Origin of the sequence: Streptosporangium sp. NPDC051022, assembly GCF_040683035.1 — a bacterium.
Taxonomy (GTDB): domain Bacteria; phylum Actinomycetota; class Actinomycetes; order Streptosporangiales; family Streptosporangiaceae; genus Streptosporangium.
The window spans coordinates 1-14,711 of record NZ_JBFBCF010000055.1 but is presented as its reverse complement, the minus strand read 5'-3'; the positions used below and the strand labels follow the sequence as shown (position 1 = coordinate 14,711).

The 14,711-nt window shown below is 68.4% G+C and carries 18 protein-coding genes; 7 read left to right on the top strand and 11 right to left on the bottom strand.

What is annotated here, in order from left to right; all coding sequences use genetic code 11:
* Positions 1–6 precede the first annotated feature (6 nt).
* Entirely contained in the window at positions 7–990 is a 984-nt protein-coding gene (locus AB0N02_RS45475; protein WP_363961057.1) for an alpha-ketoacid dehydrogenase subunit beta, read from the bottom strand.
* The gene (gene pdhA / locus AB0N02_RS45470) at positions 987–2,078 is read right to left on the bottom strand and encodes a pyruvate dehydrogenase (acetyl-transferring) E1 component subunit alpha (protein WP_363961055.1); all 1,092 of its coding nucleotides are present in this window, start codon (positions 2,076–2,078) and stop codon (positions 987–989) included. Before pdhA ends, AB0N02_RS45475 begins: the two co-directional genes overlap by 4 nt.
* A 308-nt stretch (positions 2,079–2,386) precedes the next feature.
* Here pdhA and purS point away from each other — a divergent pair, with 308 nt between their 5' ends.
* The 4 genes from purS (at position 2,387) to purL (ending at position 6,469) form a co-directional block, all read left to right on the top strand.
* Positions 2,387–2,632 (top strand): phosphoribosylformylglycinamidine synthase subunit PurS, encoded by a 246-nt coding sequence (gene purS / locus AB0N02_RS45465; RefSeq protein ID WP_363961053.1) that lies wholly within the window; start codon positions 2,387–2,389, stop codon positions 2,630–2,632.
* 171 nt (positions 2,633–2,803) lie between these two features.
* Positions 2,804–3,247 (top strand): ATP-binding protein, encoded by a 444-nt coding sequence (locus tag AB0N02_RS45460; protein ID WP_363961051.1) that lies wholly within the window; start codon positions 2,804–2,806, stop codon positions 3,245–3,247.
* 247 nt (positions 3,248–3,494) lie between these two features.
* Positions 3,495–4,178 carry a phosphoribosylformylglycinamidine synthase subunit PurQ gene (purQ, locus tag AB0N02_RS45455; protein WP_363961049.1) on the top strand — a complete coding sequence of 228 codons (684 nt, stop codon included), beginning with the start codon at positions 3,495–3,497 and terminating at the stop codon, positions 4,176–4,178.
* Between the two features lie 41 nt (positions 4,179–4,219).
* The gene (gene purL / locus AB0N02_RS45450) at positions 4,220–6,469 is read left to right on the top strand and encodes a phosphoribosylformylglycinamidine synthase subunit PurL (protein ID WP_363961101.1); all 2,250 of its coding nucleotides are present in this window, start codon (positions 4,220–4,222) and stop codon (positions 6,467–6,469) included.
* A gap of 206 nt (positions 6,470–6,675) precedes the next feature.
* Here the strand turns inward: purL and AB0N02_RS45445 are convergent, their stop codons facing one another.
* The 7 genes from AB0N02_RS45445 to AB0N02_RS45415 form a co-directional block, all read right to left on the bottom strand.
* The gene (locus tag AB0N02_RS45445; RefSeq protein WP_363961047.1) at positions 6,676–7,101 is read right to left on the bottom strand and encodes a nuclear transport factor 2 family protein; all 426 of its coding nucleotides are present in this window, start codon (positions 7,099–7,101) and stop codon (positions 6,676–6,678) included.
* A gap of 118 nt (positions 7,102–7,219) precedes the next feature.
* The gene (locus AB0N02_RS45440; protein WP_363961045.1) at positions 7,220–8,395 is read right to left on the bottom strand and encodes a methyltransferase domain-containing protein; all 1,176 of its coding nucleotides are present in this window, start codon (positions 8,393–8,395) and stop codon (positions 7,220–7,222) included.
* A 2-nt stretch (positions 8,396–8,397) separates the two neighbouring features.
* The gene (locus AB0N02_RS45435; RefSeq protein ID WP_363961043.1) at positions 8,398–8,532 is read right to left on the bottom strand and encodes a hypothetical protein; all 135 of its coding nucleotides are present in this window, start codon (positions 8,530–8,532) and stop codon (positions 8,398–8,400) included.
* Between the two features lie 534 nt (positions 8,533–9,066).
* Entirely contained in the window at positions 9,067–9,492 is a 426-nt protein-coding gene (locus AB0N02_RS45430) for a hypothetical protein (protein WP_363961041.1), read from the bottom strand.
* Entirely contained in the window at positions 9,489–9,704 is a 216-nt protein-coding gene (locus AB0N02_RS45425) for a hypothetical protein (RefSeq protein ID WP_363961039.1), read from the bottom strand. Before AB0N02_RS45425 ends, AB0N02_RS45430 begins: the two co-directional genes overlap by 4 nt.
* A gap of 335 nt (positions 9,705–10,039) precedes the next feature.
* Positions 10,040–11,272 (bottom strand): helix-turn-helix transcriptional regulator, encoded by a 1,233-nt coding sequence (locus AB0N02_RS45420; RefSeq protein ID WP_363961037.1) that lies wholly within the window; start codon positions 11,270–11,272, stop codon positions 10,040–10,042.
* Between the two features lie 4 nt (positions 11,273–11,276).
* Positions 11,277–11,810 (bottom strand): flavoprotein, encoded by a 534-nt coding sequence (locus AB0N02_RS45415; protein WP_363961035.1) that lies wholly within the window; start codon positions 11,808–11,810, stop codon positions 11,277–11,279.
* 329 nt (positions 11,811–12,139) lie between these two features.
* Between AB0N02_RS45415 and AB0N02_RS45410 the strand changes: the two genes are divergently transcribed.
* Positions 12,140–12,634, top strand: coding sequence for an NUDIX domain-containing protein (locus tag AB0N02_RS45410; protein WP_363961033.1), 495 nt, complete (start codon positions 12,140–12,142; stop codon positions 12,632–12,634).
* 215 nt (positions 12,635–12,849) lie between these two features.
* Here the strand turns inward: AB0N02_RS45410 and AB0N02_RS45405 are convergent, their stop codons facing one another.
* Positions 12,850–13,197, bottom strand: a complete 348-nt coding sequence (locus AB0N02_RS45405) for a VOC family protein (RefSeq protein WP_363961032.1) — start codon at positions 13,195–13,197, stop codon at positions 12,850–12,852.
* 85 nt (positions 13,198–13,282) lie between these two features.
* Entirely contained in the window at positions 13,283–13,903 is a 621-nt protein-coding gene (locus tag AB0N02_RS45400; RefSeq protein ID WP_363961030.1) for a TetR/AcrR family transcriptional regulator, read from the bottom strand.
* Positions 13,904–13,975: 72 nt separating this feature from the next.
* On the opposite strand from AB0N02_RS45400, the gene AB0N02_RS45395 reads away from it, so the two are divergent.
* Both AB0N02_RS45395 and AB0N02_RS45390 read left to right on the top strand, forming a co-directional pair.
* Positions 13,976–14,266, top strand: a complete 291-nt coding sequence (locus AB0N02_RS45395) for a hypothetical protein (RefSeq protein WP_363961028.1) — start codon at positions 13,976–13,978, stop codon at positions 14,264–14,266.
* The gene (locus tag AB0N02_RS45390; RefSeq protein ID WP_363961026.1) at positions 14,263–14,445 is read left to right on the top strand and encodes a hypothetical protein; all 183 of its coding nucleotides are present in this window, start codon (positions 14,263–14,265) and stop codon (positions 14,443–14,445) included. The genes AB0N02_RS45395 and AB0N02_RS45390 overlap by 4 nt, the downstream gene beginning before the upstream one ends.
* The last annotated feature ends 266 nt before the right edge of the window (positions 14,446–14,711 follow it).

The window sequence follows — 14,711 nt, the reverse complement described above, 5'->3', positions numbered from 1 at the left end:
CCTCCTCTAGAACGCGAACGCGCGGTCGACGGCGTCGAGGACCCTGTCCAGATCCGGCAGGTAGTGATCCTCCAGCCTGGAGGGCGGGTAGGGGGTGGACGGCCCGCCGACGCGCAGCACCGGCGCCTCCAGGCTGTAGAAGCACTTCTCGGTGACCCTGGCCGCGATCTCCGCGCCGAAGCCGTTGTAGATCGGGGCCTCGTGGACCACCACGCAGCGCCCGGTCCGGCCGACCGACTCCACGACGCGCTCGATGTCCAGCGGGTTGAGCGAGCGCAGGTCGACCACCTCCAGGGAGCGGCCGTCCTCCTCCGCCGCCGCGGCGGCCTCCAGGCAGGTCTTCACCATCGGCCCGTAGGCGAGCAGGGTCACGTCCGTGCCCCGCCGTACGATCCGGGCCTGGTCGAAGGGCGTCCAGTCGGCGAAGTCCGAGGAGGTGTCGACGTCGGCCTTCTCCCAGTAACGCCGCTTGGGCTCGAAGAAGACGACCGGGTCGTCGGACCGGATCGCCTGCTGGATCATCGTGTAGCCGTCGGCGGGGTTGGAGCAGGCCACCACACGCAGGCCCGCGGTGTGGGTGAAGTAGGCCTCCGGCGACTCGCTGTGGTGCTCGACCGCGCCGATGCCGCCGCCGCAGGGGATCCGCACCACGACGGGCAGCTTCAGCTTGCCCAGGGAGCGCAGCGGCATCTTGGCGAGCTGGGTGATGATCTGGTCGGCGGCCGGGAAGACGAACCCGTCGAACTGGATCTCGCACACCGGACGGTAGCCCCGGAGCGCGAGGCCGATGGCCGTGCCGATGATGCCCGACTCGGCCAGCGGGGTGTCGATGACCCGCTGCTCGCCGAAGTCCTTCTGCAGTCCGTCCGTGACCCGGAACACGCCGCCGAGCTTGCCGACGTCCTCGCCCATGATGAGGACCTTGGGGTCGTCTTCCATGGCCTTGCGCATGCCCTCGTTGAGCGCCTTGGCCAGCGTGAGAGTCGTCATCCCTCGAACCCCTCCAGGTAGGCGGCGAACTCGGCGCGCTCGTCGTCCATCAGCCGGTGCGGCTCCCGGTAGACGTGGTCGAAGATGGCAAGTGGCTCTGGATCGGGCAGGGCCAGACAGCGTTTGCGCACGTCCCTGCCCAGTTCGTCGGCCTCGGCGTCGACCGCGTCGAAGAACTCCTGGTCGGCGAACTGGTTCTTGAACAGGTAGGCGCGGACCCGCTCGATCGGGTCCTTGAGCTTCCACGCCTCCAGCTCGCTCGCCACCCGGTAACGGGTCGGGTCGTCGGAGGTGGTGTGCGCGCCCATCCGGTAGGTGAACGCCTCGATCAGCATCGGCCCCTGACCCGCCCTGGCGTCGGCCAGCGCCTTGCGGGTGACCGCGAGGCAGGCCAGGACGTCGTTGCCGTCGACCCGGATCCCCGGGAAGCCGAATCCGCTGGCCCTGCGGTACAGCGGGATGCGGGACTGCTTCTCCAGCGGCTCGGAGATGGCCCACTGGTTGTTCTGGCAGAAGAAGACGATGGGCGCGTTGAAGACCGAGGCCCAGATGAACGACTCGTTCACGTCGCCCTGGGAGGTGGCTCCGTCGCCGAAGTAGACGAGGGTCGCGTCCTCGGCGCCGTCGCGCTGCACACCCATGGCGTAGCCGACGGCGTGCAGGGTCTGGCTGCCGATGACGATCGTGTAGAGGTGGAAGTTGTGCTCGGCGGGATCCCATCCGCCGTGGTTGACCCCTCGGAACATGCCGAGCAGGTTGACCGGGTCGACGCCCCGGCACCAGGCGACGCCGTGCTCACGGTAGGTCGGAAACACCATGTCGGTGGCGGCCAGTGCCCGCCCCGAGCCGATCTGCGCGGCCTCCTGGCCGAGGAGGGAGGCCCACAGGCCCAGCTCGCCCTGACGCTGCAGGGCGACCGCCTCCAGGTCGACGCGACGTACCAGGACCAGATCGCGGTAGAGCTCGCGGATCTCCTCCGGAGTCAGATCGATGTCGTAGTCGGGATGCTCGACCCGTTCCCCCTCTGGGGTCAGCAACTGGACGAGTTCCGCAGGTGCTTCCGCACCACGAGGGGCCTCGATTGTCACGTGCCACTCCTGTGTGCTCGGGGCCGGAGAGGAGATGGGTTCACCACCACTGTTCGGCCGGTTAGCAGCGCATCCGACCCGACTGGTGGTGGTTCGTCTGCGTTTGTGGACATCGTGGCAGAGGGCACATACCTGTGCGCAAGACCCGCTTCGGCATCCATACCGCTCCCCTGTTCCCCGCCGGATCTACTTTCACCCTCGCACGGACACCCTCGCACGGACGGCTTCCCGCCCCGGCGACGAACTGCCGCCGGAGCCCGTTACGCTTGATGCGCCGAACCGTCCCCGCTCCAACCAGGAGGAACACCGTGGCGCGCGTCATCGTCGAGGTCATGCTGAAGCCCGAGATTCTCGACGCGCAGGGCCAGGCCATCGCCCGGGCACTGCCGCGACTCGGCTTCTCCGGCGTCTCGGCGGTACGGCAGGGCAAGCGGTTCGAGGTCGAACTGGAGGGCCCGGCCGACGACGCCGCCCTCGCCGAGGTACGGAAGATGGCCGAAACCCTGCTGGCCAACACCGTGATCGAAGACTACCGAGTTACCGTAGAGTCCTAGATCGTCACTTATCACGTAGGTAGATTCCCTACGTCCGGGTAGATCACCCTCTGAGCGTGTCGCAATCCCACAGCTTGACCAACACTAAATAACATTAAGGTTATTTTGCGGTTAGCCCGGATTCTGGGGGGAAACCTTGACAGGGTGACGTCTGGCCCCGGGAGGGATCCGGTGGATATCGAGTTCTCGCTGGCTCTGCCCAGAGAGGCCGTCGGCATACCAATGGTCCGCAGGGCCCTGGGCGATTCACTGCGCTCGCTCGGCGTCACCGAGAGCTGCGTGTCCGACATCCTGCTCGCCGTCACCGAGGGGTGCGCCAACGCCGTCCGTCACGGCGGACCGGCCAACCGCTACGAGGTCGACGTGGCGATCGGATACGGCCGCTGCGACGTCCGCATCACCGACCGGGGACAGGGCCTGGCGCGACTTCCCGAGCAGTACCCCCCGGCCGACACCGAGAACGGCCGGGGCATCCTGATCATGCAGGCGGTGGTCGACGAGATCTCCTTCGGCACCACGCCCGGCCGGGGGACCACCGTGCATCTGCGCAAGCACCTCGCCTGGAACGAGGACGCCGCCGTCCTGCGCGGCGACCGCGTGCTCGCCGCGGTGTGACCCGACGATCGCCCTGGAGCGCGGCCCGAAGCACGACCCGGAGCGCGACCCGGAGTGCGAGCCAGAGCAGGAGCCGGAGTGCGACCCGGAGTGTGACACCGCCCACAGCGCGCCGTGAGCTGCGCCGTCGCGCGGCGCCGCGTGTGACCTGCATGCCGGGAGCGGATAGCCTGGGCGCACCGCCGCAGACCGATGTCCGACGTGAGAGACGCCGGCGCGGCGCTCGTTTGTGGAGGGGAACGCTGTCATGAGTGCTGCCCGCGTGGGCGTGGTCACTTTTCCCGGAACTCTTGACGATCAGGACGCGGCCCGTGCCGTGCGCCACGCGGGCGGCGAAGCCGTACCGCTGTGGCACGCGGACCCCGATCTCAAGGGTGTGGACGCGGTCTTCCTGCCCGGCGGGTTCTCCTACGGGGACTACCTCCGGTGCGGGGCGATCTCCAGGTTCGCGCCGCTGATGGAGGAGCTGATCCCGGCGGCCAGGGCCGGGCTCCCCGTGCTGGGCACCTGCAACGGCTTCCAGATCCTCTGCGAGGCCCACCTGCTGCCCGGCGCGCTGATGCGGAACGCCGGGCTGCACTACGTCTGCCGGGACCAGGGCATCCGGGTCGAGAGCACCGACACGCCCTGGACCTCCGACTTCACCGAGGGCCAGGAGATCGTGCTGCCGATCAAGCACGGCGAGGGCCGCTACGTCGCCGACGAGGCGACCCTGCGGGCGCTGGAGGCGGGCGGCCAGGTCGTCTTCCGCTACGTCGGAGGCAACCCCAACGGCTCGCTGAACGACATCGCGGGCATCCGCAACGAGGCCGGGAACATCGTCGGCCTCATGCCCCACCCCGAGCACGCGGTCGAGGACCTCACCGGCGCCCCGAGCACGGACGGCCGCGGGTTCTTCTCCTCCATCCTGAAGAAGCTGGTGAACCTGTGAGCGAGCACGTGAGCGAAGACGGTGCCCGGGAGCGGGCCACCCTGGACACCGTCAAGCGGGCGCAGGACACCCCCGACGAGCGTCAGCCGTACGCCGAGCTGGGCATGAAGTCCGACGAGTACGAGCGGGTCCGCGAGATCCTCGGCCGTCGGCCGACCAGCTCCGAGCTGGCCATCTACAGCGTCATGTGGAGCGAGCACTGCTCCTACAAGTCGTCCAAGGTGCACCTGCGCCAGTTCGGCACCAAGGCGCCCAAGTCGGAGGCGCTGCTGGTCGGCATGGGCGAGAACGCCGGCGTCGTGGACATCGGCGACGGCTGGGCGGCCACCTTCAAGATCGAGTCACACAACCACCCGTCCTACGTCGAGCCGCACCAGGGCGCGGCCACCGGCGTCGGCGGGATCGTCCGCGACATCATGTCGATGGGCGCCCGGCCCATCGCGGTGATGGACGCCCTGCGCTTCGGCGCCGCCGACGCCCACGACACCCGGCGCGTACTGCCCGGCGTGGTCGAGGGCATCAGCCACTACGGCAACTGCCTGGGCCTGCCCAACATCGGCGGGGAGGTCGTCTTCGACCCCTGCTACATCGGCAACCCGCTGGTCAACGCGCTGTGCGTCGGCCTGCTCCGCAAGGACCAGATCAAGCTGGCCACCGCCCCGGGCCCCGGCAACAAGGTCGTGCTGTTCGGCGCGCTGACCGGCCCCGACGGCATCGGCGGCGCGTCCGTGCTGGCCTCGGCCACCTTCGAGGACGAGTCGCACGCCAAGCGCCCCAGCGTCCAGGTGGGCGACCCGTTCATGGAGAAGCTGCTGATCGAGTGCTGCCTGGAGCTGTACCAGGCGGACGTGGTCGTGGGCATCCAGGACCTCGGCGCGGCCGGTGTGTCGTGCGCGACCACCGAGCTGGCGGCCAAGGGCACCGGCGGCATGGACGTCAGGCTGGACCTCGTACCGCTGCGCGACCCGTCGCTGCGGCCCGAGGAGATCCTGATGAGCGAATCGCAGGAGCGCATGATGGCCGTCGTCACACCCGACGACATCGATGCCTTCATGGCGATCTGCACCAAGTGGGACATCCCCGCCACCGTGATCGGCGAGGTCACCGACGGCGGTCGCCTCGTGATGACCTGGCACGGCGAGACCATCGTCGACATCCCGCCGGGCACCGCGGCCGACGAGGGCCCGGTCTACGAGCGGCCCTTCCACGAGCCCGCGGGCCAGGCCGCGCTCAACGCCGACCACCCGGCGCGGCTGACGCGCCCCGACGACCTGCGGGCGACGCTGCTGCGGCTGCTCGGCTCGCCGAACCTGGCGTCCAAGGAGTGGGTCACCTCCCAGTACGACCGCTACGTCCGGGGCAACACCGTGCTGGCCCAGCCCGCCGACGCCGGGGTGCTGCGGATCAGCGAGGTCATGCCCGGGGCCGAGGAGACGACCAGGGGCATCGCGCTGTCGACGGACGGCAACGGCCGCTACGCCAGGCTCGACCCGTACGCCGGCGCGCAGCTCGCGCTGGCCGAGGCCTACCGGAACGTCGCCGTGACCGGCGCGACGCCGCTCGCGGTGACCAACTGCCTCAACTTCGGCTCCCCCGAGGACCCCGAGGTTATGTGGCAGTTCGCCGAGGCCACGCGCGGCCTGGCCGACGCCTGCAAAACCCTCGGCGTACCGGTGACCGGCGGAAACGTCTCCTTCTACAACCAGACCGGTTCCACCCCGATCCACCCGACCCCGGTCGTCGGCGTGCTGGGCGTGATCGGCGACGTGGCGAACCGGGTGCGCAGCGGCTTCACGGCCCCCGGCCAGAAGGTGCTGCTGCTCGGCGAGACCGAGGAGGAGTTCGGCGGCTCCGAGTGGGCCCACGTGGTCCACGGTCACCTCGGCGGCCTGCCGCCCAAGGCGGACCTGGAGGCCGAGCGCGCCCTGGCCCTCGTGCTCACCGAGGCCGCCTCGCGCGGCCTGCTGACCGGCTCCCACGACCTGTCCGACGGCGGCCTGGCCATCGCGCTGGCCGAGTCGTGCCTGGCCCAGGGCGTCGGCGCCACGGTCTCGCTGCCGGACGACGACGCGTTCGTCGAGCTGTTCAGCGAGTCGACGGCCCGCGCGCTGGTGACGGTGGCCCCGGAGTCCTTCGAGGCCTTCGCCGAACTGTGCGCCGCCCACGAGGTGCCCTGCCAGAGCCTGGGCACCACGGGGGGCGACGCCCTGGTCGTGCGGAACGTCCTGGAGGTCCCGGTCGCGGAGCTCAAGGAGACCCACACGGCGACCCTGCCGGGCATCTTCGGCTGATCCACCGCACTGTAGATCACCAAGAGGGGGTACGGCTTCGCGGCCGTACCCCCTTTGGCGTGTCATCTCCATGAGGGGTTACGGCGATGGAGCGCGAGGCGCGATCGAAGCCTTCGGCGCCGTCTCGCCCGTCCCGCGAGCGGCACCGTCCTGCCACTTCCCTGCCGGCTCGGCACCCAGGCGTGCCCTGACCGGGAACGGCGCGGTCAGCCGCGCTTGGCGGGCGGCCAGCCGTGACCCCAGCCGCCCTGGACCATGGTCTGGAACGCCCACCCGTCCTCGGCGCGCACCAGCAGGTCGGCGTAGTGCATGTGGTGCTCCCGGCCCTCGATCGTCATCGTCGCCTCGGTCTCCACGACCACCAGGTTCGGGCTGAGAAAGCGCGGGGTGCGCGTCGAGCGCAGGCCGAGCCCGGCGGTGCCGCCCCCCATGGACTCCTTCATCGCCTCGACGTACTCGGCTCGCGTCCACTGGCGGACGCTCGCGTGGCCGCCCGGCACGTCGGTGGCCACGTTCATCGGGAAGACCGCCAGGTCGGCCAACTCCTCGATCGCGCCCCGCTCGGCCAGCGCGTCGTAGTCGGCGAACCATTCCTCAATGCTCTTCAGCTCCTCGGCGCTCGACTGGTACATGCCACCCCTCCTCGTATCGTACGGCGTACCGTACACTATACGGAATGCTGGTTCCCGTACAGGACGACGTACCTGTCGAGTGGCCATCGTCCTTCGCAACGCCGAAACCTCGTCCTTCTCAACGTGCGGGTACGGCCTGCGGCACGAGCTCGGACGGCTTGCCCAGCCACACCTCCTGACGGCCGTCGACGGTGACGGTCAGCCCGAACTCCTCGTGCCTCGGCCGCCCCCGTTCGATCCACCAGCTATGGGCGGCCTCCACCTCGTCCCACAGGCTGCGCGGCCCGCCCTGGTAGACGTTCGAACGCGCGGGGTCGCCCTCGTTGAAGAAGGCCACCGCCCAGGACAGGTCGGTGAGCCCGAACAGCCACATGGTCTGCCTGTCCTGCAGGTTACGGCCGTAGGTGTAGACACAGCCGGGTACCAGCAGGCCGAGAACGAACTCCACCGCGCTGTAAGGGCCGTCGGGAAGAACGTCCGCCTCGGTGAGCGCGGTCACCGACTCGCGGGTGTCCTCGGGCCAGCCGCCACCGGGCAGGTAGTCACCGAAGTTCCAGTCCACCCGCTGGGACCGCACGTGCATGAACCCGGCGGCTCCGCCGAAACGTCCACCGGCGGAGCCGTCGCCGCCCACGACCAGACGCACGACGGCGTTCTGCCCCGTGAAGACCGGTCCCCACGGCATCACGATCACCCCGCCGGGCCGGGTCTGCTCGATCCAGGCCCGGGGAACCCGCCGAACACCTGCGGTCACCAGGATCCGATCGTACGGCGCTCCCTCCGGCCAGCCGAGCAGGCCATCGCCGACGACGAGGCGTGGATGCCATCCGGCGGCGACCAGGGCTTCGCGCGCGGTCTCGGCCACGGCCTCGTCGAGCTCGACCGAGACGACGTTCGCCTCCCCGAGACGCGCCGACAGCAGTCCGGCGCACCAGCCCGTTCCGGTACCGATCTCCAACACTCGTGCCCCGTCGAAAACCGACAGGTCCCGAAGCATGGCGAACACCGCACCCGGCATGGAGCTGGAGCTGGTCGGCCGTTCCCCGGGCTCTGGGCCGATGTGGTGCCCGTCGTCCCACTGGGTGACGATGGGCACGTCGGCATCGGCCCAGAGCCGCCACTCCACCGGATCGTCAGACCTGGAGACGGCGATGTGTTCATCCGTGATGGAGGGCCACATCACGTCGGGCAGGAACAGCTCGCGAGGCACCGCCTCAAACGCCGGCACCCAGTCGGGGGTCATCGTCCCGGACTCCAGCAGCAGATCACGCAGCTCAAGTCGCCCCCGCTTCACGGTCACTTCTTCGGAGTCTCGGGAGTCGGCTTCTCGTGCTTACCCGGCTCGACGTAGCCGTCCTTCTGCCCCGGTGTCAGCTTCGGCGGCTCGAATATCTTCTCTTTCTCGGCAGGCTTGCCTTCGTGCTCTCCCACAGAGGGCTCCTTTCTCTCCGGGCTCCCGAAACGCAGCACTCACAGTGACTTTAACTTCACTTTGAGTATCAATGAGGAGGTAATCCAATCACTGGCGATCCGGTTACGACGCCGAGTGAGGCGGGTCCACCGTCCGTGGTGCGATTCCCTCAACTTGCGGCGGGTCCACCCACCCGTGGTGCGGTCCCTTCGCCGAGGCGCCCGTTGCCCACCCCTCCGAACCCCACCCACGTCCCCAGCCCCCCACGACGGCAACAGAGACGGTTACGGCGGCGCCCGCCCCGCCGAACCCCCACACCCTCGATTCCCGCAAGGGCGATGACGACGTCAGGGTGCCCGGCCGGGGTGAGATCCGGCCGAGCACCAAGAGCGCCGGCCCCGGGGCGCGTGACCGGCGCACGGCTCCCCTTCCCCGACGTGCGGGAACCGCATTGAGTGTGCGACCCGGGCCCCTCCCTCCCGAGTCGCACGTCGAGGGCACGGCGGCGAAGACGGCACTCTCCGCCGCCGTGCCGGTCTCAGGAGGCGCCGGTCCTACGCCGCGTTCCGGTAGGGGCGGCGGCCGTGCCACGGCATGACGGCGGACACCCGGGAGGTGGTGTCGCCACGCCCGCCTGGAGAACCACTTCTGCCCGAAGAGGGATGAGGGGACGGATCCGAAGGAGGATGAGGAGGCGTGGAGGGCCGCTGCCGGGCGAGGGCCGCCTCCGCCTCCCGCACCCGCCGCTCCAGCCCCTCGGCGGTGTCGTCGGAGACGGTCAGCGGTTCGGGTGCGGGCCAGGACGCGATGGCGTGGAAGCGGCGCTCACCAAGGCTGTAGAGCACGAGCCAGCCTGGCCATTGCCGGTCGAGTCGTTCCGCCTCGGAACGGGCCGGGCCGTCCCACAGGCGCCGGTGGACGGCGGTGCGAGGCCGCCCCTCCCGATGCCGACCCGGCCCACGGGACAGGCGCCCGATCATGAGGCCACCTGCCGGGCGATGTCCTCCTGTTGTTCCACCTCTGCCTGGATCTCGGCGAAGGTGTCGGCGTCCACCGCCGGGTCGGCCCCGGCGCGCATCGCCTCGACGGGAAAGGGCGCCTGACGAAGAGCCCAGAAACGCCCGGCGTCACTGATGATCAACCGCCATCCCGGAATGGCCGGTGCGGGCAGAGTGGTCCTAGCATCTTCCATGGGTCGCAGTCCTTTGCGATCAAGGAACCCCGTACGGCCTGCTCGCCTGCGGGGTTCCGCTTTCGTAAGCCGACCGATGTCACAGGTGCGGTCACCAAGAGCGCCAGGGGAGAAGCACCACATCGAAGTCGGCGTTCGACCGCCTCGATCTCACATGGGACCCGATCAGATCCTGTCTCGTTCGTGCAGGGTGCTGACAAGGGTTGATCCCCCTCCTGACAGTGAGGTCACGTCTGACGACGTCTCGACACAGGAGGAACCGTAAGCTCACGCCAACCGGCGAAGCCGTACCACGGTGATGTCAAAAAACCCGCACTTTTGTGCGGGGCGGCGTATCAGGAGATACCGACCCGACCGGCCAGGGCTCGAAGCTGTGGAGTGCTGGCTCGGTGTTCGCGCTTGAGGAGTTGGGTCAGCAGTTCACGAGTGCGCGTGCCGTAACGCACGAGCTCCGGGGAGAGTTGCTCAGCCGCGAGCAACATGTTCACCGACGCGGCGTCCTTACGCTGAACCGCGTAAGCCCGTGCCAGGTCCAGGTGGATTTGGGCCCGTCGCCCGATCAGGCCGGGCGCCATGCCGCCGAAGTCGATCGGTTCACTCTTGCTGATGGCCTGACGTGCGTCCCCGGATTCCACCGCCGCCGACACCTCATGAATGGCGACGTTGGTCGGGCCGAAGGCTGTCCAGAAGTCGTTTCGATCTTCTCCGAGCCTTTCGGCGATACGGCGGGCTCGGGTGAGGAAGGCAGCCGAAGCCGCTTGGTCGTACTGAGCGGCGGCGGCGGTGACCGCCACCAGATAAAGCGCGCCGAGCACCGACAGCAGTTGGGGATTGGCATGACGGGGGGACCTGTGCAAAGCCTCCGTCGTCTGGAGTACAAGCCGAAGCGCCTTGTCAGGCTCACGTAAACGCACGAAGACGTAACCAAGCCGGTAGACGCTCACGGCGGCGAGTAATGACCGGCCGGCCTCTTCTGCGGCAGCCATCGATCGATCCGCCGCCAACCAGGCGAGGTCGGGATCTCCCACACGGCGCAGCGTGGTCGCGGCGCAGTGATAGACCAGCGAACGAAGTGTCTGGTAGCTCCGGCGCTGACGGGCGGGAGCGTGACGGCTACCGAGTTCGGTCGCGATGATCAGGCCGGGCAGACGGCCGCCGACTTCGTCGTACCGCGTCGCCTGGTACAGCCGATTCACCCGACGGATCTCGTGACGCAGCCAGATGAGGCTTTCCGGCGAACCTTCCGTCCGGCGCGGATCAATCAAATAGGAAAGACCGTCGTAATCCATCATGGCGTGGCGAATAGCAGAGGCAGCTGCATAGCGTGTCATGACATCTGTCTTCGCACTAACAAGATCTTTAGCGGATATATCCAGAATTTCGCATAGTGCGGTGATCACACTATGGCTGTCCACCGAGCGTTGCCCGCGCTCAACCTGGCTCAACCAGCTTTCCGAGCGACCGATCAGTCCTGCGAGCACGGCTTGCGACAGACCGCGACGACGACGCGCCCGAGCGATCAACTGACCGATGTTCTTGAGAGCGGTGGTGTCTGCGCGAGCCTCCATGCCATCACCTCTGAGGGCGCCGGTCTCCAATAACTGTGCGTAACTCCTGCATCACGCTTTCCCAGGATGGCATGCGCGCATGAGGCGGCGCGTCAGAATCGAACAGCACCCGCACCCCCATCTCACGCAGCGTTCTCAGGCTCCGGCCGAACGCCGGATGACGGGCCAGAGCATCCTTCAGCAACGGAACCGCCAGGGTGGGAACACCGAACCCCACCACCTCGCACAGCAGGCCGACCGCGAACGTGTCCGCCATCCCGGCAGCCCACTTGTTGATCGTGTTGAACGTCGCCGGCGCCACCACCACGGCATCGGCGAGAGGCAGTCCCTTCGGCTCCCCCGGCATGCGGTAAACACTGCGGACCCGATCACCGGTCAGCCGCTCGATCTCCTCGGTGGCGACGAAACGCGCCCCCATAGGGGTGGTGACCACGTGCACCTGCCAGCCGTCCTGCTGAGCGAGTACGACCAAGCGGGCGAGATCGGCGGCGGCCGGAGCTGCACACGCGATCACATACAGCACTCCGCGCTCGTCCACGGCACGTGATCCTAGTCACGGTCGACTCGACCGACATGGCCAGATGGAGAACCAGCGATCGAAGGACCGTCGGAGCCTCATCGACCGTCGCCCCGGGAAGTTATCGGCCACAGGGCTGTGCCGGGTTTCCGGTCCAGCGCATGCGACATTGTCTCCGATCACCCTCCACGGTCTTCCACGCCACCTTGACCGATCCGGGATTGAGGGACGCCAGACGCCTCATGAGGAGAGCGCACCACGGGTGGAGGGCGCGACTTTCCATGGATCGGCCGCACCACATCTGGTCGGCTATGCAAAAGCTCAGACAACCCCTTCGGAAGGGAGTCTCCGTGAGTAAGAAGTCCCGCAGAGTCGACTACTGGCAGGACCCCGAAGCGCCGGAGCCCACCAGCCGCAAAGCCTCGGCGAGCGTGTTCGTCCGTGACGACGCCGGTGCGCTGCTCCTGCTCCGCCGTACCGACAACGACCTGTGGACCATCCCCACGGGCGGCATAAAAACGGGTGAGACCGTCGCCGAGTGCGGTATCCGCGAATGTCGCGAGGAAACCGGCCTTGAGATCGAGGTCACGGGCTTCGTAGGCGTCTTCTCCGATCCTGGACACGTGATCGTCTACATGCACGGAGACAAGATCGACGAGGTACGGCAGCCGATCAACATCTGCCTACGAGGGCGCGTGACGGGCGGGAAAATCCAACCGGATCCTCGTGAAGCTCTCGAAGTGCGTTGGGTGGATCCGGGCGAGCTCGACGGCTATGCGATCCACCCCGCTCTGCGACGACGAATCGACTGGGGCCTGCACCATCAAGATCCATATATGGGATGACGTCTCCCGGCGCGGCGTGTGGCGTAGGTTCCCCACGAGGGACGAGCCCCTCGGCGTCCTTGCAGGGACCAGGTCCGCGCCACTTCGGTGAGAGCCGGGGACGTGGACGAGAGTGATCGGGGTGGGCAACGACCGTCCCACCGAAGGGACAGCACCATGGGTGGGCGGACCCGTCCTAACCGGCGCAGCCTCCAAAAAGTGGCCGCCGGAGGGGGTCAGTGGTGGCTCAGGATGTTGATCACTCGGCCGTTGGGGTCGCGGACGAAGAAGCGGCGCACGCCCCACTCCTCGTCCCGCAGCGGGTGCACGATCTCCGCGCCGCTGTCCCGCATGGCCGCGTAGGCCGCGTCCACGTCGTCCACCTCGACGCTCAGGTCGGGGACGACCGGCGCGGTCCTGTCCTCGGCCATGAGGCTGATCTGCGCCGCCGGAGCGGACGGCGAGGCGAGCGTCATGATCCAGCCGTGGTTCATGACCTCCTCGAAGCCCAGCAGGCCGTAGAACTCCCGGCTCTCCCTGACGGCTTCGGAGCGGACGTTGGGCACGACGCGGCGAACGGTCATCGACGGCTCCAGGTGAGACCAGAGGTGTACGGGCTCCCAGCAGTACTACGCCCCACCGGAGATCGCAAACGTTTTCGAAACCGGGCTAGCCGGTCAGGTCGTCGAGATGGGCCCGGAGGACCTCGACACACCGTTCGGGGCCGAGCAGCCCGGGGTGCAGCGCGGCGTTGAGGCCGAGGCCGTCCAGCAGTGAGCTCAGCCGTTCGGTTTCGATGTCGAGATCCAGGCCGGCCCGCAGGAGCTCCGCATCGCCCATGCGGGTGAGGGTCCGCCTGACGAGGGTTCTCACACCGATGGCGGCCTGGCGGGCGAGCTCGGCGTCGATCGCGGGATGGGTCCTGGCCGCCGTGACGAAGTCGAGGAAGACCGCGATCTCGGCCCGGCGGGCCTCGTCGAGGGGGAGCAGCTCGGACAGCATGTCCGTGGCCAGGTTCCGTCGCTGTTCCCGGGTGAGGGAGGCCGTGTCCCCCGCCTCGTCGACACGGCGGAGCAGCCTGCCGCTCACCCGGTCGAGCATCGCCCGCATCGCGAACCCCATCAGCTCCTGCTGATTGGCGAAGTAGTGCCGCAGGGAGCCGATGTTGAGCCCGGCCTCGTCCGCGACGGCACGCAGTGACGCCCGTTGCAGGCCCTCACGGAGGGCGACCCTGAACAGCGCGTCGACCACGTCGGCGCGACGGGCCACCGGATCCACTTGCTTGGGCACACCTCTTTTTATCACATCTGTGATACCTTCGATTTATCACAGATGTGATAAATCGAAGGCGAAGGAGGACCCGTGGAAACGGTGCTCACCCTGTTGCTCATCAGATTCGGCGTGATCGTGGGCGCGCTCGTGGTGCTCACCCTGGTCGTGTTCGCCGTCGTCGTGGCACTCAGACGCCGGGGCGGGCTCGGCCGGGCCCGCCGGTACGCCGAGCCGGCGGCCCAGGCCGTCGCCCGATACCTGAGCGACCGCGACGCCCCGCGATCCGGACGGGGCTCGTCCCGTGGAAACCCGGCCTCCGGCGCGGTACGGATGGCCGCCCGCTACCTCGAAGAGGACCGGCGCCGGAACGGTGACCGGTGAACGGCGGCCCGCACACGCCGACGGCCGGGGGCGAGGATTCCGATCTCGCCCATCATCTGCTGTCCGACCTCCTGGTCAAGGGGGTCATCGTGATCGTCGCCCTGCTGGTCCTCGCGGTGGGCATGGTGGTCGTCTGGAGGACGATCGGAAGGGAGGGCACCCGCCGCCGCGACCGGTGACACGCCTGACGCGACCGTCCCACGCGACACCCGGAGGTCATGGACGACCGACACCCGGGGACGCGAACAGGGGCTGGGACGGGGCGAGTAACGGGTGCCTCATCGAGGCGACGGCGCCACGAGCGGTCCATGGACACACGAGCGGTCCATGGACATGGGAAAGGCCTCCCGGCCTAGGTTCTAGTGATCGTTGCAACACCTGATCTATTCAGGAGTTGCGGTGTTCGAGATCCGGCAGGATCGGTCCCCGCAGGGCCGGAAGAAGC

Excerpts from the sequence above, each read along its gene's own strand:
- AB0N02_RS45475 (WP_363961057.1), bottom strand. The coding sequence starts at position 990 with ATGACGACTCTCACGCTGGCCAAGGCGCTCAACGAGGGCATGCGCAAG.
- purQ (WP_363961049.1), top strand. The coding sequence starts at position 3,495 with ATGAGTGCTGCCCGCGTGGGCGTGGTCACTTTTCCCGGAACTCTTGAC.
- AB0N02_RS45445 (WP_363961047.1), bottom strand. The coding sequence starts at position 7,101 with ATGTACCAGTCGAGCGCCGAGGAGCTGAAGAGCATTGAGGAATGGTTC.
- AB0N02_RS45430 (WP_363961041.1), bottom strand. The coding sequence starts at position 9,492 with ATGATCGGGCGCCTGTCCCGTGGGCCGGGTCGGCATCGGGAGGGGCGG.
- AB0N02_RS45425 (WP_363961039.1), bottom strand. The coding sequence starts at position 9,704 with ATGGAAGATGCTAGGACCACTCTGCCCGCACCGGCCATTCCGGGATGG.
- AB0N02_RS45420 (WP_363961037.1), bottom strand. The coding sequence starts at position 11,272 with ATGGAGGCTCGCGCAGACACCACCGCTCTCAAGAACATCGGTCAGTTG.
- AB0N02_RS45405 (WP_363961032.1), bottom strand. The coding sequence starts at position 13,197 with ATGACCGTTCGCCGCGTCGTGCCCAACGTCCGCTCCGAAGCCGTCAGG.